26 protein-coding genes are annotated in these 24,625 nt (G+C 60.0%); 7 read left to right on the top strand and 19 right to left on the bottom strand.

The features are described from left to right. Positions 1-7 precede the first annotated feature (7 nt). Positions 8-1,252 carry an MFS transporter gene (locus ABDK06_RS08450; protein WP_394940518.1) on the bottom strand — a complete coding sequence of 415 codons (1,245 nt, stop codon included), beginning with the start codon at positions 1,250-1,252 and terminating at the stop codon, positions 8-10. A gap of 149 nt (positions 1,253-1,401) precedes the next feature. Between ABDK06_RS08450 and ABDK06_RS08445 the strand changes: the two genes are divergently transcribed. The 4 genes from ABDK06_RS08445 to ABDK06_RS08430 all read left to right on the top strand — a co-directional run bounded on the left by ABDK06_RS08445 (position 1,402) and on the right by ABDK06_RS08430 (position 5,031). Beyond that, complete coding sequence (locus tag ABDK06_RS08445; protein WP_394940517.1) at positions 1,402-2,397, top strand: FecCD family ABC transporter permease; 996 nt, start codon at positions 1,402-1,404, stop codon at positions 2,395-2,397. Then, positions 2,397-3,167, top strand: a complete 771-nt coding sequence (locus ABDK06_RS08440; RefSeq protein ID WP_394940516.1) for an ABC transporter ATP-binding protein — start codon at positions 2,397-2,399, stop codon at positions 3,165-3,167. Before ABDK06_RS08445 ends, ABDK06_RS08440 begins: the two co-directional genes overlap by 1 nt. A gap of 51 nt (positions 3,168-3,218) precedes the next feature. Then, positions 3,219-4,217: an ABC transporter substrate-binding protein gene (locus ABDK06_RS08435; protein WP_394940515.1), complete on the top strand. Its 999-nt coding sequence runs from the start codon at positions 3,219-3,221 to the stop codon at positions 4,215-4,217. A gap of 166 nt (positions 4,218-4,383) precedes the next feature. Further along, positions 4,384-5,031: a SagB family peptide dehydrogenase gene (locus ABDK06_RS08430; protein WP_394940514.1), complete on the top strand. Its 648-nt coding sequence runs from the start codon at positions 4,384-4,386 to the stop codon at positions 5,029-5,031. Here ABDK06_RS08430 and ABDK06_RS08425 read toward each other — a convergent pair. The 6 genes from ABDK06_RS08425 to ABDK06_RS08400 all read right to left on the bottom strand — a co-directional run bounded on the left by ABDK06_RS08425 (position 5,003) and on the right by ABDK06_RS08400 (position 11,383). Beyond that, positions 5,003-6,256, bottom strand: a complete 1,254-nt coding sequence (locus ABDK06_RS08425) for a YcaO-like family protein (RefSeq protein WP_394940513.1) — start codon at positions 6,254-6,256, stop codon at positions 5,003-5,005. The two genes, ABDK06_RS08430 and ABDK06_RS08425, sit on opposite strands and share 29 nt — an antisense overlap. A gap of 110 nt (positions 6,257-6,366) precedes the next feature. After that, complete coding sequence (locus ABDK06_RS08420) at positions 6,367-7,824, bottom strand: YcaO-like family protein (RefSeq protein WP_394940512.1); 1,458 nt, start codon at positions 7,822-7,824, stop codon at positions 6,367-6,369. After that, the gene (locus ABDK06_RS08415) at positions 7,821-9,386 is read right to left on the bottom strand and encodes a CocE/NonD family hydrolase (RefSeq protein ID WP_394940511.1); all 1,566 of its coding nucleotides are present in this window, start codon (positions 9,384-9,386) and stop codon (positions 7,821-7,823) included. Before ABDK06_RS08415 ends, ABDK06_RS08420 begins: the two co-directional genes overlap by 4 nt. Then, positions 9,383-10,141 (bottom strand): hypothetical protein, encoded by a 759-nt coding sequence (locus ABDK06_RS08410; RefSeq protein WP_394940510.1) that lies wholly within the window; start codon positions 10,139-10,141, stop codon positions 9,383-9,385. The genes ABDK06_RS08415 and ABDK06_RS08410 overlap by 4 nt, the downstream gene beginning before the upstream one ends. 77 nt (positions 10,142-10,218) lie before the next feature. Further along, entirely contained in the window at positions 10,219-10,332 is a 114-nt protein-coding gene (locus tag ABDK06_RS08405; protein WP_394940509.1) for a streptamidine-related RiPP repeat protein, read from the bottom strand. Between the two features lie 124 nt (positions 10,333-10,456). Continuing rightward, positions 10,457-11,383 (bottom strand): cation diffusion facilitator family transporter, encoded by a 927-nt coding sequence (locus tag ABDK06_RS08400; RefSeq protein ID WP_394940508.1) that lies wholly within the window; start codon positions 11,381-11,383, stop codon positions 10,457-10,459. Between the two features lie 84 nt (positions 11,384-11,467). Between ABDK06_RS08400 and ABDK06_RS08395 the strand changes: the two genes are divergently transcribed. Then, positions 11,468-11,788: an ArsR/SmtB family transcription factor gene (locus ABDK06_RS08395; RefSeq protein ID WP_394940507.1), complete on the top strand. Its 321-nt coding sequence runs from the start codon at positions 11,468-11,470 to the stop codon at positions 11,786-11,788. Positions 11,789-11,849: 61 nt separating this feature from the next. On the opposite strand, the gene ABDK06_RS08390 is transcribed toward ABDK06_RS08395, so the two are convergent. From ABDK06_RS08390 to ABDK06_RS08380, 3 genes are read right to left on the bottom strand one after another with little or no spacing between them, the layout of a single operon-like run. Then, positions 11,850-12,833: a DUF2891 family protein gene (locus tag ABDK06_RS08390; RefSeq protein WP_394940506.1), complete on the bottom strand. Its 984-nt coding sequence runs from the start codon at positions 12,831-12,833 to the stop codon at positions 11,850-11,852. 23 nt (positions 12,834-12,856) lie between these two features. Further along, complete coding sequence (locus tag ABDK06_RS08385; RefSeq protein ID WP_394940505.1) at positions 12,857-13,834, bottom strand: DUF979 domain-containing protein; 978 nt, start codon at positions 13,832-13,834, stop codon at positions 12,857-12,859. Next, positions 13,831-14,538: a DUF969 domain-containing protein gene (locus tag ABDK06_RS08380; RefSeq protein WP_394940504.1), complete on the bottom strand. Its 708-nt coding sequence runs from the start codon at positions 14,536-14,538 to the stop codon at positions 13,831-13,833. The genes ABDK06_RS08385 and ABDK06_RS08380 overlap by 4 nt, the downstream gene beginning before the upstream one ends. A gap of 124 nt (positions 14,539-14,662) precedes the next feature. Here ABDK06_RS08380 and ABDK06_RS08375 point away from each other — a divergent pair, with 124 nt between their 5' ends. Next, positions 14,663-15,349, top strand: a complete 687-nt coding sequence (locus ABDK06_RS08375) for a GntR family transcriptional regulator (RefSeq protein WP_394940503.1) — start codon at positions 14,663-14,665, stop codon at positions 15,347-15,349. 42 nt (positions 15,350-15,391) lie between these two features. Here ABDK06_RS08375 and ABDK06_RS08370 read toward each other — a convergent pair whose 3' ends face one another. Next, complete coding sequence (locus ABDK06_RS08370; protein ID WP_394940502.1) at positions 15,392-16,396, bottom strand: NBR1-Ig-like domain-containing protein; 1,005 nt, start codon at positions 16,394-16,396, stop codon at positions 15,392-15,394. 128 nt (positions 16,397-16,524) lie between these two features. On the opposite strand from ABDK06_RS08370, the gene ABDK06_RS08365 reads away from it, so the two are divergent. After that, the gene (locus tag ABDK06_RS08365) at positions 16,525-17,802 is read left to right on the top strand and encodes a uracil-xanthine permease family protein (RefSeq protein WP_394940501.1); all 1,278 of its coding nucleotides are present in this window, start codon (positions 16,525-16,527) and stop codon (positions 17,800-17,802) included. 68 nt (positions 17,803-17,870) lie between these two features. On the opposite strand, the gene ABDK06_RS08360 is transcribed toward ABDK06_RS08365, so the two are convergent. The 8 genes from ABDK06_RS08360 to ABDK06_RS08325 form a co-directional block, all read right to left on the bottom strand. Then, positions 17,871-18,995 carry a glycerate kinase gene (locus ABDK06_RS08360; RefSeq protein WP_394940500.1) on the bottom strand — a complete coding sequence of 375 codons (1,125 nt, stop codon included), beginning with the start codon at positions 18,993-18,995 and terminating at the stop codon, positions 17,871-17,873. Between the two features lie 96 nt (positions 18,996-19,091). Next, a complete protein-coding gene (locus tag ABDK06_RS08355; RefSeq protein ID WP_394940499.1) occupies positions 19,092-19,709 on the bottom strand; it encodes a pentapeptide repeat-containing protein in 618 nt (205 codons plus the stop codon). Then, positions 19,706-20,488 carry a glycerophosphodiester phosphodiesterase family protein gene (locus ABDK06_RS08350; protein ID WP_394940498.1) on the bottom strand — a complete coding sequence of 261 codons (783 nt, stop codon included), beginning with the start codon at positions 20,486-20,488 and terminating at the stop codon, positions 19,706-19,708. The genes ABDK06_RS08355 and ABDK06_RS08350 overlap by 4 nt, the downstream gene beginning before the upstream one ends. A gap of 29 nt (positions 20,489-20,517) precedes the next feature. Further along, complete coding sequence (locus ABDK06_RS08345) at positions 20,518-21,327, bottom strand: HAD family hydrolase (RefSeq protein WP_394940497.1); 810 nt, start codon at positions 21,325-21,327, stop codon at positions 20,518-20,520. 154 nt (positions 21,328-21,481) lie between these two features. Beyond that, on the bottom strand, positions 21,482-22,015 hold the full coding sequence (locus tag ABDK06_RS08340) for a YbhB/YbcL family Raf kinase inhibitor-like protein (protein WP_394940496.1): 534 nt from the start codon (positions 22,013-22,015) through the stop codon (positions 21,482-21,484). An 87-nt stretch (positions 22,016-22,102) separates the two neighbouring features. Further along, positions 22,103-23,023: a carbohydrate kinase family protein gene (locus ABDK06_RS08335; RefSeq protein ID WP_394940495.1), complete on the bottom strand. Its 921-nt coding sequence runs from the start codon at positions 23,021-23,023 to the stop codon at positions 22,103-22,105. A 59-nt stretch (positions 23,024-23,082) separates the two neighbouring features. Continuing rightward, positions 23,083-23,856: an alpha/beta hydrolase gene (locus tag ABDK06_RS08330; protein ID WP_394940494.1), complete on the bottom strand. Its 774-nt coding sequence runs from the start codon at positions 23,854-23,856 to the stop codon at positions 23,083-23,085. Positions 23,857-23,860: 4 nt separating this feature from the next. Further along, the gene (locus tag ABDK06_RS08325; protein WP_394940493.1) at positions 23,861-24,595 is read right to left on the bottom strand and encodes a glutamine amidotransferase; all 735 of its coding nucleotides are present in this window, start codon (positions 24,593-24,595) and stop codon (positions 23,861-23,863) included. Positions 24,596-24,625: the final 30 nt, after the last annotated feature.

The raw sequence follows: 24,625 nt of genomic DNA, 5'->3' as shown, positions 1-24,625 counted from the left end.
TTGGTTCCTACTCCGTCATCATCTCATCTCGCTTGGAAAGGCGATGCAGGAGGTACCCACCGATGAGCGCGGTGAGAACCGCGGCGACCGAAGCCACGATGAGCAGCAGAGATACCTCGGGTTTAACGAAAATGACGACGAGTGCCGCGCCGAGTGGTTGTCCACCCCAGGCAACGGTTCGGGCAACACTGTTGATCCGTCCCTGCATCTGCAAAGGGGTCGCCTGAGTACGAACGCTAATACCGTTCAGGATGACCAAGCTACTTCCACCCTGATAAACCGCCAGACCAATCAGGCCCAGAACCGGCTCTGAGGAGAGCGCCCAGAGCAGAATTCCCGCAGCGGAGACCAGCATCCCCCAGAAGAAATATCCCGAAGGCGAAGCTTTAAGCCTGGGCAGGATGACGCTGCTCAGCAAAGCCCCGACGCTCAGGGCTGCGAAGAAAAACCCCATCCAGCCTCCACTGCTGGAAACCGCATAGGTATTAACCGCCTGCGGCACCAGCAAGGCCGTGACTACGCCACCGATCAGACTATTGGCGGCACCCAGTATGGTGAGAAACCTCACCAAGGAGTGCTTCCAAAGAAACTTTAACCCTTTGCCAAGATCTGAGAACCACGTGACCGCCTGGTTCCTCACCGGCGTTAAACTTTCGCTGACACCCAGCAGTAACAATGCGGCAACCGCAAAACTCACGGCATCGAGGGCAAGCAGCCCAGCCGGAGGCATTATCGTCAGCAGGAAACCTCCGAGCATCGGCCCGATCAGCCTGATCAGGGTCGACCAGCTCATTGCGCTGGCGGTGGCTTGCGGAATGTTTTCCTTCTCGACAAGCGAAGGGATCAGACCGAACACCGCCGCATCGAAGAAGACCAGGGCAATCCCGGAGCATAGAGCAACGATCAGCAAGAGGGGCAGGCTCAACCAGCCGACATACCAGGCAAATGGCACGATGCCCGTACAGAGGGCCGCAACCGCAGCGCACCAAATCATCATCCATTTCCTGGAAGTTCTATCGGCAAACACACCGGCGGCTATCCCGAAGAACAGATAGGGAGCGGTTTCGACAATGGTCAAGGTAGCAGTCCACGCTGCGCTCTGGGTGAGCTCGAAGACGAGTACTGGCAAGGCGACGAGCGTCAGAGCAGAACCGGTCCACGAGACGGCCCTCGCGATCAGGGCTCTCCGGTAATCCGGTCCCAATCCCGGCTGTTTGAGAGACTTGAACAACCGATTAATAATGAGAATCATTCTCAGTAGTCTAAACTAATTAAATGCTCAGGAGCCAGAAGCCAAGTCCGAGTTCCAGCCACACCTTGGAGCTCGGTCACCAGAAACCCTCCAGGAAGCCTAGAAGCACTGCGCCGTTTCACAGCAGAGGGCGTTTCACAGCACTCCTCATGGGGCTAGTACTGATCGCCATCGCGGCAGTTTGTATCGGACTCTTCGCCGGTGCAGCATCAATCAGTTGGCCCCAGATCCTAGAAGTCTTCCAGCAACACCTCAGCGGGCAACCTGGCTCAAGTGATGCACTCGGATATGTCATCTGGGAATCCCGGGTTCCCCGAGTGATCCTCGCATTGCTTGTCGGTAGCGCCCTCTCATTAGCAGGGCTGGTCTTGCAATCCGCGGTGCGCAATCCAATGGCCGATCCTTATATCCTCGGCGTCACCTCGGGTGCCTCCGCGGTGAATGTCCTAGTGATCGGCTTTTTCCCCGCAGCTTTGGCGGCGGCAGTGGGGCCAGCAGCGGCTTTCGTTGGAGCCTTGCTGGCAACCTCGATCACCTTGCTGCTCAGCAAAAGCAAAGGCAAAATGGTTCCGTTGCGCCTCATCCTTGCCGGAGTCTCAGTAGGATATCTGGGCACGGCGATTACCAGCTACGTTCAGTATTCCGCGTCCTCCGACAAACTCAACACGATGATCTTCTGGCTCTTGGGTTCCTTAGCGGGAGCCCGCTGGGATACTCTGCTGCTCCCAGCCCTGGCGATCGGTTTGATCTTCGGCTGGCTTTTGTTGCGCCACCGCCGGATGGACCTCTTGCTCCTGAGCGATGAATCCGCGAGTTCCCTGGGGTTACGGGTCAACGCGGTGAGAACAGAAATGCTGGTAATCGCTTCCTTATTGTGCGGAATCGTAGTGGCTCTTGCCGGCGGCGTTGGCTTCGTTGGCTTGATGATTCCGCACCTAGCCCGCCTATTGGTAGGGCCCACACACCGCCGCCTGATCCCAACGACGCTTCTCCTGGGAGCCGGCTACCTGGAAATCGTCGACGTACTGTCACGAACTATACAACGCCCTCAGGAACTCCCCTTGGGCATTCTGACAGCGGCGCTCGGAGTGCCGTTCTTACTTTGGCTGCTCCGGCGAGAGTCACAGCACCAAGGAGGCATCTGATGGAACTCGTCTTCGATGGAATAACACTTCAAGTCGGCCATCAACAGATCGTCGAAGAGCTAGATCTCACTGCGAGCTCAGGGAGGATCACTGGGCTGATCGGAGCGAACGGTGCGGGGAAATCGACTATTCTGCGTGCAGCCTACCGCTATAGACCCCCGGCGAGAGGTCGCATCCTCATCGACGGCATCGATTTGTGGGGCGACACAAACTGCTCTGAAGCTGCTCGGATCATTGCGGTCCTGCCGCAGAACGACGAACCGTTACCTGGTTTCACCGTCCGCGAGGTGGTGGCCTTAGGACGATTCCCGCACCATGGGAGTTTCTCTAAATTGCGCTCCTACGATAACGACGTCGTCGATCAGGCACTCGATTCCGTGGGAGTCCGCCATTTGGCCCACCGTGACTATTCGGCACTCTCCGGCGGCGAGCGGCAAAAAACGTTACTCGCCCGCGCACTAGCTCAAGAACCGAGAATCCTGATTCTCGACGAGCCAACCAACCACCTGGACATTCGCACTCAGCTGGAAGTTATGGAAGTCGTGGAATCTCTCGGGATCACCACGCTGACCGCACTCCATGAGCTGAATATCGCGGCCCGGTACTGTCAGGCCATTGGCATCCTGGACAATTCACGGATCTCAGCCTTCGGCCCGCCAGAAGAGGTCTTCAGCACCGATAACGTCGAGAAGTTCTTCCAGGTAAGGACGCATCAGGTAATCAACCCGATGACCGGATCGGTCAACCTGCTCTACTCACCACTTCGCTAAAACAACCGAGGCTCCTGCCCCCTCAACCCTATGAACAGAAAGTACCGTGAAATGCCCCATACTTCCGGCTTCAATCGCCGAAATTTCCTGCTCGGCGGAGCCGCCCTGCTCTGCCTCAGCGCGTGCGGCACTGCCAGTCCCCAGAACACGGCAAGTCAAGGAGCGAGCTTCACGCCAGTGACCTTGCAGAACAGCGGACGAACCCTCACCGTCACGTCACTTCCGCAGCGAATCGTCTCCTGCTATCCGTCGATGACTGACCTCGTGATAGCGCTCGGCGCGGCGGACCAGCTGGTCGGACAAGCTGGAACCAGTTATTCGGTCAATGACCCCGAGTATGCAGACCGAGCATCAAAAATTCCGCGTCTTTCGCCCAATGAGATGACCACCGAATCCTTACTATCCGTCGCCCCTGATTTCGTGATCAGCGAGCAGGAATACCACTTTGACGGAAAGAAGCTTCTGACCATCAGCGATCTCGAGCACCAGAAGGTCCCGGTGTACGTGAGTCAGGCCCTCTGGGAGCAAACCCAGACTAAGACGAGCCTTGAACACGCTTATCAGGACATCTCCGACGTCGGACGGATTCTCGGACAGCAGGCCAAGGCCGAGGAACTCATTGCCACGCTGCGGAACAAGGTCGCTGAAACCCAGGTGGTGATCAAAGGCAAACCTCGCCGGAAGGTACTGATCATCACTCTTCAAGGCTCGAATCTGTACACCCACTCCGGTGCGATGTACGAAGAAGTACTCAAACAGGCAGGAGCTGATAATGTCATCGACCCCGGCATCGTGGAAAACGGAAAGGTCTACGCGCAAACCTCAGCGGAGTACATTGCACAGAAAGACCCTGAGTTCCTGGTCTTCGTCTATCAACAGCAAGACAGCAAGGATGCCTCCGAGAAATTTATCTCCGAACGCTTAAGCTCTCTTACCGCGGTCAAGAAAAATAGAGTGGTCGCCATCCAGCAGTCCGCTTTCGGTGGCGCTCTTGCCTCCCCCAAAGCGGTCCCCGGGGTCGCTAAACAGCTGTACCCGGAATTGTTCTGAGCCGATCACCACCATGGACAGTGAAAAAGAGCTACTGAATCAGCGACTCAGAACCGCCCAGGTTATTCACTCCGCCCTCTCAGGGCAGGGCTCAGCTTTCAGCAACGGCCCTCAGCCTGCCCAAGGCTCCGAAGAACCCATCCCTCTGCCCCTGCCAAGAGGGACTTTGCCGATCTCGCTCGGCAGAGCCCTCACCCTGCGACGCTCTTGGTACGGGAGGCCAATCACCGGGCTGAAGAACCAAGATCTGGCGGATTTCCTGGGCTGGACCGCCGGATTTCAAACCAGCTTCACTCACCGCGAGGAAGAAGCCCCTCACAGCTACGCTCCGAGCGCCGGTAATCTACCGTCTTTGAGTTGCTATCTCGCACTCACCAGAGCCACAGAGGATTCGCTGAGCATCGGTCCAGGCCTCTTCAGATACCTCAAAGCCGAGCACGCCCTGGTCGATCTGCACCGACCCGATGTGCAGAAGCAGCTACAGGATGGGCTTGTCCAAGCGGAATTTGCTAGTTATCCAGCGTTGGTGATCGTGGTAGCCGATATGGCAGCTACGATGCGGAAGTATTCGGCACGGCATTACCGGACCCTGCACATCGATTCCGGAATCATGGCTCAGACCCAATACCTGGTGACCACCGCGTTGGGCTTAGGCGGCTGCTGCATCACTGGTTTCAGCGATCTTTCCCTTCATCGGCTGCTCGGCTTGCCCTCAGGCAGCTTCCCAAGCCATATCTTCTCCCTGGGACGACCCGAACCGGCCCCTCCTTCTGGCGCATCAGGCTTTAGTGAGGCAACGGAATTCGCCGAGTGAAATCCCCTCGCTCCGCCAATCTCTTTTGGAGCCTGTCCCCGCCGAGAAAAGGGAGACCCGCTGAAGAATTCGAATACAGTCCCGGTGCGAGTACCTGGACAACCGACCAGCCCAGCCGTCCGACGTCGGGCGTCGTCAGATCAGCATAACTGGCCAAGATCCCCAGCTGCCGAAAACTCAGGTCGAGCTTCGAGATGAGACCGGGAATATTGTGGGCCGCCGACTCATCTCCGGCAAGCTGCCGCCAGTCGACCGACTCCGCCGCCAGACTGCTCTCCAGTTCCAGGTGAAAGTCACTCTGCATTCTGGGGTCCAGATAGAGTTGCAAGTGCACCAGGTACTCCACGACGTCTGAGAGGTCGGGCTGGAAGCTCGTCAAGTAGTCTCTGTTCTCTCGCCACGGTTTCAAAGGGCTCATCGGCGAGTGCGCAGCTTTCATATAAGCTCCGGAAGGGTCATCGAGATCCGCGCTGAAGAGCTGTAGTTGCAAAGCTTCCGCGAGAGCCTTCTCCATCGCGGGGAGCAGCGAGGGCTTGCAACTGGCCCCCATCGTCAGGTACCCGCGCTCGAGGTCCGCTACGAGTGCCCCAACCACTTGGAGACCGAACTCATTGGGAAACTGAAAGAATCGGGTTTTCAAGGTCTTTCGCGCCCCTTCGCCCCAGGCCGCTAGATAAGCCGGAGGGATGATCTCGGTGAGAGTGGCCCTACCCGACCAGGCTAGGGTCAAAGTGTCACGCTCGATCAATTGGCACAGAGCAGACCATAACGCCTCATCCTGAGTTGTGCCCGCGGCCAAACCGGAGACTAAGGACGGCAGAATCGGTTTTCCACGGAGTGTCCGACGGGAATAGGGATAAGAGATCCAGACCAGGTCCGCTGGTAGTAAAACTGGCTGGTCATCACTCAGCCGACGCCCCGATATCCACTCCAAGGGCTCATCCGGAAGATATTTCCTGAAAGGGAACTTCGGCTGGGCGAATTGGGTTTCATCGAAGAGCTTGAATTCTCGTGGGTCGAGGTAGTTGGCTCTGAACCCTTGAAGTTCGTTGACCGAGGCACGTCTCAGCTCCGGGGGCACCAGATGGGCGCAGTACCGTTCGACCGCCTCACCGATTGCGGGTGCCAGAGCGGCAGCATCATCCCTCAGCGAATAGCCCGCGCCCGCGGAGTCAACATTCCATGGCGAGAACTGTGCCGCATCGGAGAGCACTGCGGTGAACATCCGAAAATTTTCCGGAAACGAATCTGGCACAGCGGCCCGGAAGGTCGAGCGGATGATGCCGGTACGAGGGTCTATGAGTTGGTTGAGCATGGTTTCTTTCGCCGTCGGTTTCAGACATGAGGGATAGGGTGCGGGTACAGATCCTCTGCGGTGAGCACGGAATCACGCATCCCGAGTTGTTGCGGAATCGTGTAAAGCCGGGTTCCGCCCAGATACGGGAAAGCCGCGGGCGGGTTTCCGTAGAGTCCTGGCGCTACCACCCTCACCACCGAGAGCCCGGCCTTTTTGACATCGCTAGTGCTCACATCGACCGAATAGCACTCCATCCCAGACCGGGTGAGAATGTCCAGGTAGCTGGCTCGGACAGATTCCCAATCACCCTCGATACTGGGCATTTCCGCGAAGCTGGTCACAGGATAATCCGTGTGCGATTCGGGCCGCAGCCGGTCAAGCGGCTGCGCTTGCATTCTGGGATCGAGGTACAGCTGCGCCACCATTGGTAAGTCGACGAAATCACGGTAGTCACCACGGAAGTCATTGCAGTACAGTCGGTCTTCGCGAAACGGCACAAAAGCCTGCTGAGGCAGTTCACCCCGGTTCAGGGCCTTCCAATGGTTACTCTCGGGGTCAGCGACCTCCGCGGTGAGCTCGAGCATCGCGAAGGCTTCAACCAGCGCTTTTGCGGCAGCTTCACGGGGTTTGGGTCGGCAGGCCGTGCCATAGGAGATAAGGCGTTCAACCGGGTCTTCAATGAATGCGGCCACCACCGGGACGCCGAACTGATGAGGAATCGAAAAAAGCCGTACTTTCAGTTCCCCGGGAAATGAGTGCTTCCGAGCCACGGGGTCGTAGCCATCGATAGCATGGTAGTCGAGGAAATCCTGAGTATCGGAGATCCTCACCGCCGGAGCGCCGCTCGCCCACCAGATGGTATTCGCATCGCGTTCGAAGAGTTCCGCCAAGGCGAAATGCTCTGCGTGTTCCACGCTCTGCCCTGTCGCGATACCTGCGTACTGCAAAGCATGTAGGGCTGGCTCACTCAGCCGCTCACCTCGGTGAAAGTTGAGGTACGCCATCGAAGCAGGCAGAGCGACCGGCTGCTTTGTTCGCAAGTTCATACCAATAACCCAGGAAATCTCCAGCGAATCCATCAGCGGCTGAAAAGGGAAACCCGGATCCCGGTACTGCTCCTGAGAATAAAGCGCAAATGATTGCAGATCGACGACGTCGACGCCCTGGCCTCGCAGCTTCTCCGCGGTGCTGAAGAGCAATTGCTCGGGTACAGCGTTTCCACTGTAGCGCTCGGCGACTTCACCTACGCAAGCCCGACGCGCTCGATCGTGTTGATTCAGGGCCGCTCCGAAACCGAACCTTTCTCCTTGCCAGGAGGCGAATTCCAGGCTGTTTGAAGCTTTAGCACTCCAGCCGATCCAGCTCCTCGGCATTCGGCTGCTGGCTTGATATTCCTGAACGTTGACGACCAGGCCCAATCGCCGGTCGAAAAGCTGTTTTTCCGACTCTGGTGCCTCGATAGCAGCGAGGTAAGCCTGCAACTGAGTCGTTTTCACAAGAAAGCTCCTTCTGATTCTGGGATTGAAGCTCCGCTGATCGGCAAGTGCAAAATACTGCCGCCGGCTCCGGTCAGCAGCCCCTGGCAGGTAACACTTTCGACGGCGACGTCATGGTATCTATCGCGTCCGGGGAGATTCCTGGCCAGGAAGGGGAAGTCGCCGGTGGCGAGTTCAAGCTCCAGACAGCTTCCCGCAACACACCAGATCGCCGTTTCGTTCAGTTCCAAGGTGAGCTGCGAAACCCCCGGTTCAACGACCCCCGCTCCGGAGCAGAGGCGGAGCGCCTTGCCATCGGGCAGTATCTGGTTGAGGTGGCAGATCCAGTCTCCTCCGCTGTCGTTTTCGGGAATCCGCAACGTCATTCTCGGAGCACCGGTGATCGCGAAACCGTGTTCCACGGTCTCCGTACGGAAATACAGCGCATCGGTTCTCGTCCGCAGCGAACCCCGATCGCTCTGCCAGACTAAGCTAGGCCGCGGGTTTGCCAGATCATAAGTGCACTGGCTGATCCCTGACCCGCCGCTCGCCCTGCCCCTGAGCATCTGATCGACATCGAGAATAAGATCCAGCTCTCTACTCTCTGGTTCTGGCCAGGCCTCAAGCCAGGTATTTTTGGCCATCATGAATACTCGCTCGCCCCTAGAAAGCGCAGTGGAGGGGCCTGCGGGGTCGAGAATCGAGTGCGCCCAGGCCAGTTGCAACGGCCCGAGCGCCAGCTGTGATGCTGGGCCGTGGTCGCGCCCTCCCGCCTCCGAAGTGTCTGGACTGGACAAAGCATGCCCCCACGGGCCGATAACAAGTCTCTTCTCCGGAAGGGCCCCTGCTGAGCTGCCGGCGAGAGACCATTGCCTCAAGGTTTCGCCGAGGAACAGATCGTACCAGCCACCGATATGTAGCGTGGGAACTGTACATTGGCTGATCGCTTCATCAAGGCCCAGATCGTCCAAGAACTGCTCGAAGCCCCATCCCCTCAGCCCTGGAGGAATCCCCCTGAAGACCGAGTGAATAGGTAAGGTCAGGAGCATCTCGGCCAGCACATCGCGTCCCGGCAGCTCAGCGGGGTCGCAGCTTTCGCGACCCCAGCCATGTCGCAGGGTCCACTGGACGAATTCAGCAAGACGCAGAATGCCCGAGTCATCTAGATGGGCTCGGCGGTGTCCACCTGCGGGTACTTCACTGATAACGCCGCAGACACTCGGATGCTTGGCGGAACCCCAAGCGGTGAAGGAACCGTAAGAGGCACCTGAAGCAATGACCCTCCCATCAGACCAGGGCTGCCTCACAATCCAGTCCACCGCAGCAGAACCATCCTGTAGCTCATTCCGATAGGGAATCCATTCTCCTGTCGATCGATAGCGTCCTCGAACGTCCTGAGCGACAAAGACAAACCCTTCCCGGGTCCAGCCTTGGGCTACTGCCCTGAGCTGGCTCTTGTCATAAGGGGTTCTGGTGAAGATCACCGTCTGGGGAAGTACCTCAGGGAAGAAGACCTCAGTTGCCAACAGAGCACCGTCGTTGAGCTCGACCCAGTGCTCTTCGCTGAATCTGCCGGGCTTCATCCGTTGACTGCGACGGACGGCAGAGGAAGGACATAGTGGCGAGTCAAAGTGGAGGTTTCTCGGTGCAATACCAGCTGGTGGTTTTCACTAGGGATGGGTGTGCCACGCAAATAAGCGAGTACATCGGCCATCAGCAGCCCAGCCGCTAAGGCCGCCGAAGCCTCATCCTCTACCGGCGGCAGAATCTCCGTGCCGCTTTCCAGATAACCCCAGAGTTCCCTCATCTGCTCCGGCTGTGCTGCTGCCGCCAACCTCCGTCCCCGCAGATCACGATACTGAGGCGTCCTCCCCGGAATGGAAAACGGCCCAAGCACAATGGAACCCGGTTCGTAGTGGCAATAATGTTTAGGCTGCTGGGGTTTGGATTCCTCTTCTGCCCGCCAGCGCTGATCCGGTAGCCACCCTGCGCAATCGATGGTCAGGGCTGCGCCCTGCTGATAAGCGATTCCGCTGGATTCCGCGATCCTCTTCACCCACTCCGCCACCAAGCCATCACCCACGACCTCTATCACCGGTTCTCGCTGAAAAGACGGATTGGATCGCGTGGTGAGCACTCCTCGGCTGAGAAGCTGTTGCTCGATCTCTAGGAACGAGGTGGATTGGGCTGAATCTTCTGGATTCTGGGCACGATGCTTAGCTGCAACCGCGCCAACTATCTCTGGGTCAGCATGGATTTTCGTGAAGCTGTCCTGCGGTCCGCTGTATATCCAGAGTCCGTCTCGGCCTCGATAGAGGTGATGATTTTGGGAAAGCATGCTGGAGTTCCTTAAACCTGAGGTAAAGCTGCCCCGGCTCGTGCGAAGAGCCAGGGCAGCTTAGGGATTACGAGAAATTAGTTCTCTTCACTCCAGGCGAAGGGGTTCTGAACCATTGCGTGAGTTCCCGGATCCTGCGGGGCTGCCAAGATATCGGAACCATTCAGATCTTCAAAGCGGACTTCAGCCATGATGCTCTCCATTCATAATCAGACTAATGAGAACGGTTCTCATTAGTCTGATTACACTAACCCCGACCTGCTGAGGAAGTCAATCTCAATCGCGGCGCGATACAGCCGCTGAACCACTAGAGCCTCAGGCGTGCACTCCGTGCTCGTGCTCGTTGTGTGCTTCTAATTCGAGCTGGAAGGTCGAATGCTCGATACTGACCTCGAAGTGCTCCGCCACGCACTTCTGCAGTTCATCGAGCATCTGCGGAGCGTGTCCGTCCTGGAAGCAGGAGGCCTCCAGCACCACATGGGCGGTGAGCACCGGTAGGCCGGTGGCGATCTGGCTGACGTGCAGATCGTGCACGTCCAGGACGTGGGGCAGCTCGAGGATATGCTGCCGGAGTTCTGCGACGTCGAGGCCTTTCGGCGTCGCCTCCAAAAGCACATTGATCGTCTCCCAGAGCAACTTGACGGTGCGCGGCAGAATCATCACGCCGATCAGCATGGCGACCAGGGCATCTGCCTGCACGAAACCGGTGGTGGAAATGATAATCGCGGCGACGATGACGGCGAGCGAGCCAAGAGCGTCGTTGAGCACTTCAAGGAAAGCTGCTCGCATATTGAAATTGGCACCGCGCCCGCCGGAGAGCACCAGGAGAGCGGCAATATTTCCGAGTAGACCCAGCGCACCGAAGACGATCATCTCCGCACTGGCCACCTCGGTCGGATTGATCAACCGCTGAATGCCCTCCACCAAAACAAAGAGTCCGACGCCGAGCAACAGCGCAGCCTGCGCCGTCGCGGCGAGCACTTCGGCCCGGGCAAAGCCCCAGCTGCGCTTGTCGGACGCCGGGCGGGAACTGAGCCAGGCGGCGACCAAAGCCATCACCAGTCCGGTGGCATCGGTCAGCACGTGCGCTGAATCGAAGAGCAACGCGAGAGATCCGGTGATAATCGAGCCGATCACCTGGAAGACGAAAACCGCGAGGGTGATCGTCAAGGCGATGGCTATCCGCCGCCGGTGCTTACTATCGCCGGCGACTGGGCTGTGGTCATGACTGTGTCCGCTCATAATTCAATAGTACATCAGATTATGTATTCACAAAACGCTGAACTAAACGATAACTGGAGTCATTCTCAGCTGTATCGTTGGAGCATGGAGAAGATCACCAAGGGCGCCGTACTGGCCAGATTCGGCTACGCGCTCTCCGACGCAACCCGAGCCCAGATTCTGATGACGCTGGTGGAAACCCCCAGCTACCCTTCTGAGTTGGCCGAGCAGCTGGCGGTTTCCCGGCAAAGCATCTCCAATCACCTGGCCTGCCTACGAGACTGTGGTCTGGTGCTGGCGATCCCCGAGGGGCGCCGTACCCGCTACGAACTAGCAGACGACAAGATCTCACACGCCCTGGAGGACCTGCTCAGCCTGGCACTCGCGGTGGATCCAGAGCACCAGCCGCTACACGCAGAGCACTAACCTTCATCGAGTGTGCAGATTTACACCTTAAGACCCGGTTTTAAGATGTAGATCTGCACACTCAGCGGCTGAGCAGAGCATCCCAGGCGAAGGAAGCCAGCCAGTGCGAGGACGCGAATTCATCGGTGGCCACCGCTTCCAGACCGTGACTCAACAGCAGATCGGCACTCTCCCTAAGTTGCTGATCGCCCAGAGCTGAGGAGATGCGATACAGCGCACCAGCCCGAGAGAGATTCAAGCCGTCCAGGTGCACCATCTGAGCGTCGCTCTTATCCGTCACCACGGCGAGGCGGACGACGTCCTCCGGTTCCGGTAGGAAGGCCTCGAACCACACTGAGAAATCGGTGGCGCTCAGCACCCGGGACATTAGATCGACTTCGGAGAGCCCCGCCGAGAGAAAATCCTGCCCGCTGAGTTCCCAACGGCCAGCCCAATCGCGGTCCGCACGGAAAAGTCGCAGTGCGGCGGCTTTGAGCACCGCCGAATCTGCCGTGCGTCCCAGCTCTTTCGCCGCGCTCATCAGCCAGGAGATGCCAAAAGCTGTATTGGAGTGCACACCGTGACGCACCGGGTGATTGATCGACGTCGACCATTTCCTGGCGTTGCCGAAGACCGCTTCACTGAGCGGCGATAAGGCTGCACTCCAGCGCTTGGCATCGGCATCGCCTTCGCGGCCAAAAGCCTCAGCGGATGCGGCCAGCCGGGCCGCCCACGCCCAACCATAGGGCCGCTCAAAGATCGGATGGCTCAGCAGGTACTCCGCTTCCACCTGGAGTTTGGCTGCTTCCAGATTCTCATTCAGCCTGGTCCGCAAGGCCTCTGATTCCAACCCCGAACGCAGCAGTTCGACTCCGAGCCAGTGCATATGGACGCAGGAGTGCCAGTCATAGGAGGTGTGAAAAGCCGGGTAGAGCTGCGTTGCAGGCCGTACATCCTGTTCGCCCTTCACCAGGTGAACCAGATGATAAGGGTAGCTCCGGGAGAGATTCTCCAGCACGATCGAGGCATAGACCGGCGCCAGCTCAGCTTTGCTGGGGATGCGCATACGAGAACTCCTGATCGTTGAGATTAGTGCTGAAAGCCAAAGAGAAACATGATCACGATATTGGCCAGCAAGATGATTCCTGCGGTGGGCAGCTGGGCGGTGATCACGCCGTACTTGTTCTTCATCTCCAGCAAGGCTGCCGGAACGATATTGAAATTCGCCGCCATCGGGGTGCACAGCGTGCCGCAGAATCCGGCCAGCATTCCTACCGCGAAGATCACCGCGGGGTTGCCATCAAAACCTTCAATCAGCAGCGGCCAGCCGATCGCCGCCGTCATAATCGGGAAAGCGGCAAAGGCGTTGCCCATCAGGATGGTGAACAAGGCCATCCCCAGACAGTAGGCGATCACCGCGAAGATCAGCACGCCGGGCGGGACGATTGATTTCATGATGTCACCCACCGCGGCACCCACCCCGGCCTGGGTGAATAAGATGCCCAAAACCGAGAGCATCTGCGGCAGGATCGCCGCCCAGCCAATCGCCTCTAGCAGGCGCTTTCCTTCGTAGATCGATGTCACCGGCTTCACCGGCCGCAGCAGGATGAGTTCCACCACGACGGCGACCACGGCACCCAGCCCGAGGCCGATCAAGGTTGCACTGCCGGTGGCGAGCAACGGTTTCCCGGCCGCGGTCAGATAGGGCGCGGCAATCGTCACGGCGATCGTGACCAACGGGATCAAAAGAGCGGGGATAAGGAGTTTATTGCCGTACTTCACCGCGCTCACCTCGCGCTGTTCGGCACTCGTGGTCTGCGCCGTCCCAGCCAAGAGCAGCTTCGAGGAGGAGCCCAGGAACACGATGGCGAGCACCACGATGCCCAAGGTCCAGGCCGGCACTGCATTGGCAGCGACCCAGCTGCCGTAGATGAAGCTCGCACCGATCAGCGACCAGAAAGCCCCGGAGGTATAGCGTTTGGGATTGGTCTTATCGACGAAGATCAGCGCACCGAAGACCAGGAGAACCAGGCCGATCAGCCAGTAGACGGGTTCTGAGTTGATCATTTGACGACTCGGTTCTCAACGCTTCCGGCAACCGATTCGGCCCGCACCAGCCGGTCGAGTTGGCCGTCTAGCCGAAGCAGGCGGAACCCGTGCACCAGGAGAGCGATAATCGCCGTCGGAATGGCCCAGAGTGCGAGTTGGATCGGTTCCAGCTGCAGTTTGTACTGCGCGTCGACAAAGGAAGTGATGAGCAGGATCGAGCCCACCGCGACGAAGACGTCCTCGGCGAAGAAATTGCCGATATTGTCCGCACCGGCAGTGTGGCCCTTGATCTTGTCCTTAGTCTTTTCCGAGAGCTCCCCGTATTTGGCCTCGGCAGCGCCCTCGGCCATCGGGTAGATCAGCGGGCGGACCATCTGCGGATGTCCGCCGATCGGCAGACCGAGCGCTATGGTGACTTGCCGGATCACCAAGTAGATCAAGATGATCCGCCCCGCCGTGAGTCTGGCCAGTTTGCTGATCAGACGTTTGGCCTGTTGTTGCAGGCCGAAACGCTCAATCAGCCCGATCACCGGCAGCAGGATCACGAAGATGGTGACCGATCGACCGCTGGTGAACCCCGAGCCCAGCGCATTGAGAATGTCCAGCGGACTCAAACCGCCGATCAGCGCGGTGATGATCCCGGAGACCGCAACCACTAAGAGAGCATTCAGTCGCAGCGCGAAGCCGACCATCACCAGCGCCACCCCGATCAGCACGAACATGATTGATCCATCGCTGTTTCCTTCATCAGAGAGCTGCAATGTGACACACACTACATGTTGTTGAACAATCCTTCAATCAATGGAATTACGGTACAGTCAGATCACACCGTGGAAGGAGAGCAGCATGCCGGAGATCGATTTTGTCGAGCTCTTCGCACGGAAGCGCCCTGAAATCCAGCGGAGCGGCACCGGCGAAATGGTGGCTGCAGTACTCCGTCAGCGGATTGGCGAAGGTGATCTGCCACCGGGAACCCAGCTGGCCGAGGAGGCGTTGGCTGAGTCCCTGCATGTCTCCCGCAACTCCCTGCGTGAGGCATTCCGGTTACTGGCCCACGAACGATTGATCAGTCACGAACTGCACCGCGGCGTCTTCGTCCGCAAGTTGAGCCGGGTCGATGTGCTCGAGGTTTATTCGGCCAGGATCTTCATCGAGGTCGCCGCCGTCGCTAACTGCCCTGCTGACCATCGTCAACTGGAGAGTGCGCTGCACGCCGTCGGGCAAGCTGAAGAGGCCGCGCTCCGGCAGGATTGGTCGCGCGTGGCCACCGAGAATCTGGCCTTCCATCAAGCCCTGGTGGACAGCGTGGGCAGCAAACGAATCTCCGAAACTTCACGGCAGCTACTCGCCGAAGTCCGGCTGGCCTTTTACAGCATGGCCGATTCAAAAGCTTTTCTGGCACCCTATATTCCCCGCAATCGGCTGATTGCGCAGACCCTGTTGAGCGGTCGGTCCGCCGAAGCGGCCGAGCTGATGCGGGACTACCTCAACGACAGCCGCGAACAGCTCTCCGAAGCCCTGGGCCTCGAGTAACCGACACGTCCAATGTGCCGGTCTGCAGACCCGGCGGCCTGCTCATTCCACCCAGGGCGTGCTACCGTCTCCGGGACGCCGGGCGATCCACACCAGGTCCCTGGTCTCAATGAAAAGGGTCAGCCCGTACGAATAGTCATCGGGCCAGCACAACTCCCCGTTTTCATGGACCATCTTGTACCTGACTTCCGAAAAAGCAGCCAGCGCAGTGGTGGTGACTTCTATGCTCAAAGTCACTGTTTCCCCGGGGTGCGTGGGCGGCGTTTTAACTAGCTCTGGCGAGCGGGGGAAGAGCGGACTCATCGGAGTCACTCTTTTCCACGCCCGATTCAGCCACGGCACGGTTCCGGCGTTCTTCACCGTCCAGCTCTTTGTGAAAGTCGTATCGAAAGGGAAGAGCGAACCATCCGGAACAGTTTCACTGATGAACTGAGGAATATCTTCGGAAGCTCCTGTCCCCTTCGAAACATCTACCTCGGTGGAGAAAGTATTCGGGGCTCCGATCAGTCTGCTAGCGAGTTCAGCCTGGTCTGTTTGAATCGCGAATTCTCTAAATTCTTTCGGGTGCCCTAGGCCATAACGCAATGCGCTCGCGAGCGTATCTTTAAATTTGGGCCGTAGAGTCTGACCAGACTTCGAGGTGTAGCTCTGTTCAGGGCTGAACAGCAAACTGCGCTTGTAATTCATGAACGCCCACGTATCCCTGATCTGCTTGGTATCTCTCTTCGCTGGCTTGATCCCCGGATTCCCTCGGAAGATCAGCGCATAATCGTGTTCGGTAGGTATCAGTCTGCAGAATAGAAAGGCCAAGCTACCTCGCAAAAGCGCGCGCTCCTCGGTATTCACCCCAGCTTTTTCACGCAATCGCGAAGCCGCGAACACTAGATTGTTGAGATCTCGCTCGGAGACGCTTTCCTTCTCAAATACCCACCTCGCGATCAACGACAAGGAAGGACATGAATCGACGCTGAGACTGCAGCTTCCATAACGTTTCAAAAAATGACATGAGAGCTCAGTGACGCCGAGCTCGATCAATGACTGGTCCATGGCTCATTCCATCTCCCTGCGAAACCGGCCCGAGCTAACGCTGGGCTGTTCCTATAAATCGTATCGTCCCATAGAATCAGCCCGCTCAACCGTTATCCTTAGCCTGAGCCCAGGGCGAGGAGACGATAATGAGCGGGAGCAGCATGACGTGGAAGATTCATGGCAATGGCAAGACCGTCAGCCCTGGGGAAGTCGTTGCCCCCGATGAGCGACTGAGCTGGCCACGGACCATCGGCATCGGGTTGCAGCACGTAGTGGCGATGTTCGGCGCCACCTTCCTGGTTCCCATTCTGACCGGGATGCCACCGGCCACCACACTGTTCTTCTCCGGCATCGGTACCATCCTGTTTCTGCTGCTGACCGCAGGGCGGGTGCCCTCGTATCTCGGTTCGAGCTTCGCCTTCATCGCCCCGATCATGGCCTCGCACGCACAGTACGGCGTGGCTGGAGCCCTGGGCGGCGTGGTGATGGCCGGCGTCGTGCTCTTTTTGGTGGGGTTGCTGGTGCAGCGCTTCGGCGCAGCGTGGATCAACCGCCTGATGCCGCCCGCGGTGACCGGCACCATCGTGGCGCTGATCGGGCTCAATCTAGCGCCCTCGGCCAAGGACAACTTCGACAAGGCTCCGCTGACCGCATTGATCACCCTGCTGGTGATCATCCTGGTCTCGGTGCTCTTCCGTGGCATTCTGGGCAGGCTCTCCATCCTGGTGGGCGTGGTGGTGGGGTATCTGGTCGCGATTTTCCAGGGACAAGTGGATTTCTCCGCCATCGACTCGCAAGCGTGGATCGGCTTGCCGCAGTTCCAGACGCCGTCCTTCAATCTCGCAGTGGCAGGGCTGTTCGTGCCGGTGGTGCTGGTGCTGATCGCGGAGAACATCGGGCACGTGAAATCAGTGGCACTGATGACCAAAGAAGACCTCGATCCCTTGGCGGGTCGCGCTCTGATGGCCGACGGGTTGGCCACCACCCTGGCCGGTTTCGGCGGGGGCTCCGGCACCACGACCTATGCGGAGAACATCGGCGTGATGGCGGCTACCCGGGTGTATTCCACTGCGGCCTACTGGGTGGCGGCGATCGCCGCGCTGCTGCTCAGTTTCTCACCCAAGTTCGGCGCGCTGATCGCCACCGTGCCAGCCGGGGTGCTGGGCGGGGCAGCCACCATGCTCTACGGCATGATCGGCGTGCTCGGGGTGCGGATCTGGGTGCAGAACAAAGTGGACTTCGGCGACCCGGTGAATCTGACCACCGCCGCCGTCGCACTGATTATTGGCATCGCCAACTACACCTGGAATATCGGTGAGCTGCAATTCGCCGGCATCGCCTTGGGCACCGCGGCGGCCCTGCTGATCTACCACGGTATGCGGGCGCTGCTCCGGCTCCGCTCCGCTTCCTCGGAGCCCGCTTAATCATCGAGTGTGCAGATCTACACCTTAAGATCGGGTCTTAACGTGTAGATCTGCACACTCGATGGGGCTTAGATCCCATTGAGGGCGTTTTCGGTGGCCTGACGCAAATAGCGTTCGGGTTCGGCCATCGCCAATTCCGCACTGCGCGCGCTTTCCGCGGCGGAGGCCGCAGCCACCACTCCGAGTTCGGTGAGCGCTTCGAAGGAGACACTCAGCTGGCCCGCCACCAGTACCACCGGGACGCCGAGGGCTTGCGCGGCTCGAGCCACCCCGATCGGGGTCTTCCCGGCGAGGGACTGCTCGTCCACGCTGCCCTCACCGGTGATCACCAGATCTGTCTCAGCGAGTTTCTCGCGCAATCCCAGGAACTCGGCAACCAACTCAGCCCCGGATTCAATACTCGCCTCGCCAATCAGCCCTCCGGAGAGAGCCAAGAACGACGCCGGGAAGCCACCCGCCGCACCGGCTCCGGCGACGTCGGAATCCCAGCCGTAGCTCTCCCGGAGCAAGGAGGCCAGGTTTCGCAATCCGGTGTCGAGCAGTTCCACGCCATCAGCATCGGCACCCTTCTGCGCGGCAAAGACCTGAGCCGCGCCCCGCGGACCGTACAAGGGGTTATCCACATCCACGGCAATCCGGAAGCGCACTCCGGCCAGCCGGGGGTCGAGCCCACTCGCATCGATCGCCACCACCTCGGCCAGGGAGCCACCACCCAAGGGCACGATGGCTCCGTTGACGTCGAGCAGTTTGAGCCCCAGAGCCCGTAAAGCCCCGGTTCCGCCGTCGGTCATCGCCGAGCCGCCCAGCCCCAGCACGATCTCGGTCGCTCCGGCGTCCAGAGCAGCGGCGATCAGCTGACCGCAGCCGTAGCTGTGCGCCCGCAGCGCATTCTCCGGCGTGGGCTCGGTGAGCAATAGCCCACTGGCCTGCGCGGTTTCAATCACTGCCCGGCTGCCCTGCACCGCCCAGACCGCGCCGGTGGGTCGCAGAATCGGGCCGACGACGGCGTTCAGCCGCTCCTCGAAGCCAGCGGCAACTGCGGCATCAACGGTGCCCTCACCGCCGTCCGCCATCGGCAACACCGTAGTGACCGCCTCGGGGTAGACCCGCAGCACCCCTTCGGAGATCGCCGAAGCCGCCTCCACCGCGCTCAGGGTTCCCTTGAATTTATCCGGAGCAATCAGAACACGCATGTTTCCATCCTGCCATTTCCCCGCGGCCGGTTTGATTCGGCGAAGAATTCTGCACAGGCGAGGTGGGAAAAAACATCGGAAAACGGCAGCCGCTCGCTATCGCGCTGCGGGGAAATCTCGCTCATCCCGGATATCCAGGCCCAGGTTCCCAGCCAGCACGACGGCTTGCGGCAGATCGACGATCGCGCCGCGAATCTCCGTTTCGCTCGGGTTCAATGAGTTCAGTATCGAACCGCGCAGATCGGCCTCGGTGAAGTCCGCCCGGCTGAGCTCTGCCGCACCGAAGTCCACTTCGCGGAAAACTCCTCCTGCACAGACAGCTCCCCTCAGATCGGCTTCCACCATCCGCACGTTCTGAAAAGACGCCGAGCCCAGTTTGGCACCGGGCAACCCGACAAAAGACCAGTTCCCGCCCTTCACCTTCAGGATGTCGAAGCTGCACAGCTCGAAAACGCTGCCGACGAATTTACAGCGCTCCAGCAGGGCGTCGAAGAAATTGCAGCCGATGAAGGTGCAATTGGTGAAAGCGCTGTCAGTGAACACCGAGGCATTGAACTTGGCTCGGCGGAAGGTGCATTTCTCGAACACCGTGCCGTCACCTCGAACTTCAGTGAGGTCCAGATCGACGAATTCGATGTCCGAGAAGGCCTGCTCCGTCAGTTGTTGCCCGTACCAGTCCTCCGAGTAGCGACTTGAGCCGGTGGGCGGCCTCACCAGTAGCCCCGCTCCCGCATCACTTCGGCCAGCAAATCGGCCCTATCGGTCATCACGCCGTCCACACCGAGATCGAAGAGCGCGTGCATCTGCTGTTTGTCATTGATCGTCCAGGCGTGCATCTTCAGGCCCAGGGCGTGGGCTCGCTGGACCGATTTCTCAGTGATCAATCGGAAGATTCCCCAGCTGACCGGTAACTGCAAGCAATCCACATCGTGCAGCACGCCGCGCATCAGCCCTCGTGGCAGCCACCCGGACAGCAGGACAAAAGCTGCTATCGACGCCATTCCGCCGGAGCTAGTGGTCGCCTGGCTGAGCCTCCTGAGCACCGCCCGACGCCGTCGATCGGCGAAGGAAGCGACGCAGATCCGGTGGTGCAAGGAGTGCTTCTCAATCACCTCGATGAGCGGCTCCACCGACGCGGCGTCCTTGATATCGAAATTGATCCGGGCTTCGGGGAAGGTCAGCACCATTTCCTCGAAGCTGGGGATCGCTTCGCTTCCCCCGATCAGCAGGTTTGAGAGCTCCGCCGCGCTGCGACGTGAAAGCTTCCCTTTGCCATTGGTGGCGCGGTCCAGCTTCAGATCGTGGAAGACCATTAAGACACCGTCCGCAGAGGTCCGAAGATCGGTTTCCAGATAGCTGAAACCCTGCTCAGTGGCCGCCTGAAAGGCGCTCAGCGAATTCTCTATGGCGGTTCCGCGCGGTGAGAAACCGCGATGAGCGAAAGCCAGCGGGACGTCGGACTCAAGGTAGCCGGTTCGCGGCGGAATGCTCACGCGGCTAGCGTATCAAGCGGTGCAGACCCTCAGGCAACCCGCGAGGCGAGCAGGCGCTCGAGAACCTGCGCGACGCCGTCATCGTCGATCCCGGGGGCGAGCAGATCGGTAGCTCGCTTGGCCTCTGGATGTCCGCTGGCCATTGCGTAGCCCTGCCCGGCCCAGCTGAGCATCTGCACGTCATTGGGCATATCACCGAAAGCCACCACCTGACTGGCCTCGATGCCCCGCGAAGCGGCGAATTCGCTCAACGTCGCGGCTTTATTCACACCCCGCAGGGACATCTCCAGCAGAGCGATGTCCGGGGCTGAGTGGGTGGCCTCAACCCATCTGCCGACCACCGGGCGCACCGCAGTGAGAAACTCATCGGCGGTACTGTCCGCCGCTTTGGCGAGGAACTTGATCACTCCGCGCTCTCCCCGCAGGGACTCTTCGAGCGGGCGGGCCGGAATCCGCTTGAGTGCTTCGGGGGACTGCTCACCAGCAAAACCGGGTTCCAGGTGAAGACCGTCCAAGGTCTCTGCGGCGAAGGTCGCCGAAGGCACCGCCGTCTTAATGGCGTCTCTCGCGGCGAGCAGATCGGGGATCGAGAGGCACTTGGTGGAGAGTATCTTTTCCTCGGCCAAGTCATAGACCAAGGCGCCGTTTGAACAGATCACGGTACCCAAGTGACCTATTTGCTCACGCAGTGGAGCCAACCAGCGAGGCGGCCGACCGGTCACGAAGACGACCTCAACCCCTGCCGCTGTGCAGGCTCTGAAAGCTTCCACGGTTCGCCCACTGATGCTGCCGTTATGGGCGAGAATTGTGCCGTCGATATCGCTGGCCACCAATTTCATACCCTCAGGCTATCGGCTTTCGCGCTGACCGCTCAGCGAGTGCAGAAAATCGAGCGCCGAATCCTACAGAACCGACGCCGAGATCTGCGCACTTCGAGCGGTTCACAGTGCGCAGATCTCGGCTCTCGGCGGTGCTGCCGAGGCGACTGCCGGATTACTGGCTGAAGGTGCCGGTCAGCAGCGCCCGGGCAATAGCGTGGCCGAAGAGGTTGAAGCCCAGGTACGCCGGGGAAGCCTCAGCGGGTAAATCGAGGGACTCCACATCGAGGGCGTGTACCGCGATGATGTACCGATGGTCACCGTGGCCCGCCGGTGGAGCCGCTCCGACATAGCCGGGAACTCCGGCGTCGTTCTTGAGGGTGACGGCGGATTCAGGCAGTGCAGATGACCCCGGGGTTCCTGCCCCGGCGGACAAGGAAGTGACCGAAACCGGAAGATTGAAAACCGCCCAGTGCCAGAAGCCGCTCGCGGTCGGCGCGTCCGGATCATAGACGGTGACGGCAAAGCTCTTGGTCTCCTCGGGGAACCCCGACCACTTCAGTTCAGGGGATTCATCGGCTCCGCCGGGAACACCCATCGCACCAGAAGCCTGAGCCGCTGCGAGCCTTGCGCCATCGTGCAGGGATTCACTGCTCAGTTCAAAACTGGGTAACTGCGGCAGGGCCGCATACGGGTCATAGCTAGACATGACAACCTTTCGATGATCTGTGGATGATTCCAGCCTCCAGCAAAGCGGGGCTTGAATCAATCCCCGTTCGGTGAGAGAACTCCCGAATCAGCGGACTCCCAGTGCAGGCAACTCATGACGGCTCGGCGGGTTAGCCCCGGGACGGGAGACCGTGATAGCAGCCGCAGCAGCGGCGAAGCGCAGCATTTCTGCAAGCTGCTGCTGGCTAATCTGATGTAGCTGCTCCCTGCGCTGCGCGCCGTCCAGTTCCTGATCCACGATCCAGGAGAGCAGTGCCGCCATGAAGGAATCCCCCGCACCAACGGTGTCAGCCACCTCGGTCGGTGGCGCAGCAACACTGGCTTCACCGGATCGAGCGAGCGCCCAGGGGCCTTTTTCACCCTGGGTCACCACTACCAGTGCGGGGCCCAGGGCCAGCCAGTTCCGGGCCGCTTCGTGCGGCTCCAAACCAGGGTAGAGCAATTGCAGATCTTCATCGGAGGCCTTGACCACATCCGCCAGCGCTACGAATGCCTCTGCCCAGCTGCGGGCAGTCGCCTGATCAGGAACGATGCTCGGCCGATAATTGGGATCGTAGCTGATGGTGGCGTGTCCCCGGGCGCTCAGCACGGCTTTCTTCACTTCGTGGACTCCGGGTTCCAGCATCGAAGCGATGGAGCCGGTGTGCAGCAGAGTGATCGCTTGCAACTGCCTGGGTAAAACCTCGGGGAGCTGCCAGGCCAGCTGGAACTCATAGTTGGCGGCCCCCTCGGCATCGAGGACGGCGCGCGCCACGCTGCTGGGCAACTCATCCGGAGTGCCGGGCAGCAGAACCGAGTTGGCATGCAGATGCTCGGAGATCATAGTGCCGTAGGGATCACGGCCGAAGCGTCCGATGAATTGCACCGGATGTCCTAATCTGGCCAGTCCCACTGCGACATTCATCGGACTGCCGCCCACATGAGCCACGGCTTCCGCGCCAGGGCGCAGCACTTCATCCACCAGGGCCTCACCGATCACAGTCAGCATACGGTTAGCCTACAAGACCTGCCGCGCTCAGTTGACGCCTTGCTCATCTGAGAGCGAACTCAGCCGAGCTCGTGGAACACCAGTTCCCGGCAGCTCCGCCAGGCCTCGGTCGACGGGTCTATCAAAGCGTAGTGGTCCCCGGGCACCGCGAGCGCAGCTGCGCGTCCGCCAGCGGCGAGCGCGGTGCTCACATAGTCCGTTGAGAAGTGCGGCGGAACGGTCTCATCGGCCTCACCGTAGACGGCCCAGACCGTGGCCGAGACCGGCACTCGCTGCCGGGGATCGGCCCAGTGATACCGCGGATCGTCCGGGCTTGCGCCCAAGAAGTTGAGCACCGCATCATCGCTCAGCCTCAGTTCCCGGGCCGCCACCAAATCGAGCACCCCCGACTGGCTCACGACGGCGGTCGGCATCACCTCGGGCTGGGCCCCGGGAGCCTCCGGCGGCAAGGCTGAACGGCCAGCGGCCCAGAGCGCCAGCTGCCCGCCCGCGGAATGCCCTATCAGCACCACAGCGCTGAGATCGAGGTCCAGAGCGGCCAGAGCGTCGATCCCCGCGGCGATGTCTTCAAAAGTCTCGGGCCAGCCTCCACCGTTCCCGGCACGGCGATATTCCAGATTCCAGCTGGTCACCCCGTGCGCCGCCAGATCCTCGGCGAGCGGCCGGCCCAACTCGGCCCCGTAACGGGCACGCCAGTAACCGCCGTGGACGATCACCGCCACCCCGGGCCTCAGCAGCGGAGCGGCCTGTGAGCTCGCGGCGGCCCGGTACAACTCACCGTATTGCTGCGGATCGCTGCCATAGCTGATCCGCTGCACTGCGGCTCCCGGCACCGGATCAGTCCTTGCCGTAACGCTGCGCGAAATTGCGCAGGATCCGGGCGGGTTCCACGACCTTCGCGGCTAAGGCCTTCGCTTTCACCTGTTCGAAGTCATCGGCGGGAAAGTAGCCCGCGTGCTGATAGACCTCGATCCGCGTCAGAATGCCCGCCACATCCAGTTCCGGGTGGAATTGCGTGGCGTAGAGGTTTTTCCGGATCCGGAACATCTGCACCGGGGAAGTGGCGGAAGAGGCCAGCAAAACAGCGTGCGACGGCAAGGCGGAACAGGCCTCCTTATGCCCCACGAAGGCTTGAAAACGCTCCGGCAAACCTGCCAGCAGCGGGTCTGCGGCGCCGTCGTCGGTCAGCTGGATTTCGACCGGGCCGATCGGCTCACCGAATCTCCGGTCGATCACCGCCCCCTGATGCTTGCCCAGGGTTCCCACCCCGTAGCAAGCACCGAAAAAGGGGAAGTCACGGTCGACGACCTCGTCCAGTAGCGCGGCGAGTTCAACTTCCACACGCTCCTGAGTGACGCTTTTCAGCGAGGGCCGATCCGAGGAGTTGAAAGGACTGCCGCCGAGCACGATTCCGGAGTAGTCAGAGAGCTGCAGCCGGGGCAGCGGAGCCGCCTCTAGGCGGTGCCAATGCAGCAGTTGCTTGCTCAGGCCGGTGTACCGCGCGAAGGCTTGCGCTTCCTCGAGTGCGGCGCCGTCTTCGGCGCGCGTGGAGAGCAAAAGAAAAGGCTTCACCACTCCATGCTTCCACATCCAGATTTCCGG

This window comes from Psychromicrobium ferritrahens (assembly GCF_043789415.1).
Taxonomy (GTDB): Bacteria; Actinomycetota; Actinomycetes; order Actinomycetales; family Micrococcaceae; genus Renibacterium.
This window is presented reverse-complemented; position numbering and strand designations above follow the sequence as displayed.

Bases quoted from the DNA above. Each gene is read 5' to 3' on its own strand.
- ABDK06_RS08425 (WP_394940513.1), bottom strand. From the start codon at position 6,256: ATGTTCACCGCAGTGCTCTCCGATGCGGCACAGTTCTCGCCATGGAAT.
- ABDK06_RS08385 (WP_394940505.1), bottom strand. From the start codon at position 13,834: ATGATCAACTCAGAACCCGTCTACTGGCTGATCGGCCTGGTTCTCCTG.
- ABDK06_RS08380 (WP_394940504.1), bottom strand. From the start codon at position 14,538: ATGTTCGTGCTGATCGGGGTGGCGCTGGTGATGGTCGGCTTCGCGCTG.
- ABDK06_RS08400 (WP_394940508.1), bottom strand. From the start codon at position 11,383: ATGAGCGGACACAGTCATGACCACAGCCCAGTCGCCGGCGATAGTAAG.
- ABDK06_RS08435 (WP_394940515.1), top strand. From the start codon at position 3,219: ATGCCCCATACTTCCGGCTTCAATCGCCGAAATTTCCTGCTCGGCGGA.
- ABDK06_RS08445 (WP_394940517.1), top strand. From the start codon at position 1,402: ATGGGGCTAGTACTGATCGCCATCGCGGCAGTTTGTATCGGACTCTTC.
- ABDK06_RS08405 (WP_394940509.1), bottom strand. From the start codon at position 10,332: ATGGCTGAAGTCCGCTTTGAAGATCTGAATGGTTCCGATATCTTGGCA.
- ABDK06_RS08335 (WP_394940495.1), bottom strand. From the start codon at position 23,023: ATGCTGACTGTGATCGGTGAGGCCCTGGTGGATGAAGTGCTGCGCCCT.
- ABDK06_RS08370 (WP_394940502.1), bottom strand. From the start codon at position 16,396: ATGGACCAGTCATTGATCGAGCTCGGCGTCACTGAGCTCTCATGTCAT.
- ABDK06_RS08360 (WP_394940500.1), bottom strand. From the start codon at position 18,995: ATGCGTGTTCTGATTGCTCCGGATAAATTCAAGGGAACCCTGAGCGCG.
- ABDK06_RS08390 (WP_394940506.1), bottom strand. From the start codon at position 12,833: ATGCGCATCCCCAGCAAAGCTGAGCTGGCGCCGGTCTATGCCTCGATC.
- ABDK06_RS08340 (WP_394940496.1), bottom strand. From the start codon at position 22,015: ATGTCTAGCTATGACCCGTATGCGGCCCTGCCGCAGTTACCCAGTTTT.
- ABDK06_RS08410 (WP_394940510.1), bottom strand. From the start codon at position 10,141: ATGCTTTCCCAAAATCATCACCTCTATCGAGGCCGAGACGGACTCTGG.
- ABDK06_RS08375 (WP_394940503.1), top strand. From the start codon at position 14,663: ATGCCGGAGATCGATTTTGTCGAGCTCTTCGCACGGAAGCGCCCTGAA.
- ABDK06_RS08440 (WP_394940516.1), top strand. From the start codon at position 2,397: ATGGAACTCGTCTTCGATGGAATAACACTTCAAGTCGGCCATCAACAG.
- ABDK06_RS08395 (WP_394940507.1), top strand. From the start codon at position 11,468: ATGGAGAAGATCACCAAGGGCGCCGTACTGGCCAGATTCGGCTACGCG.
- ABDK06_RS08345 (WP_394940497.1), bottom strand. From the start codon at position 21,327: ATGAAATTGGTGGCCAGCGATATCGACGGCACAATTCTCGCCCATAAC.
- ABDK06_RS08415 (WP_394940511.1), bottom strand. From the start codon at position 9,386: ATGAAGCCCGGCAGATTCAGCGAAGAGCACTGGGTCGAGCTCAACGAC.
- ABDK06_RS08450 (WP_394940518.1), bottom strand. From the start codon at position 1,252: ATGATTCTCATTATTAATCGGTTGTTCAAGTCTCTCAAACAGCCGGGA.
- ABDK06_RS08365 (WP_394940501.1), top strand. From the start codon at position 16,525: ATGAGCGGGAGCAGCATGACGTGGAAGATTCATGGCAATGGCAAGACC.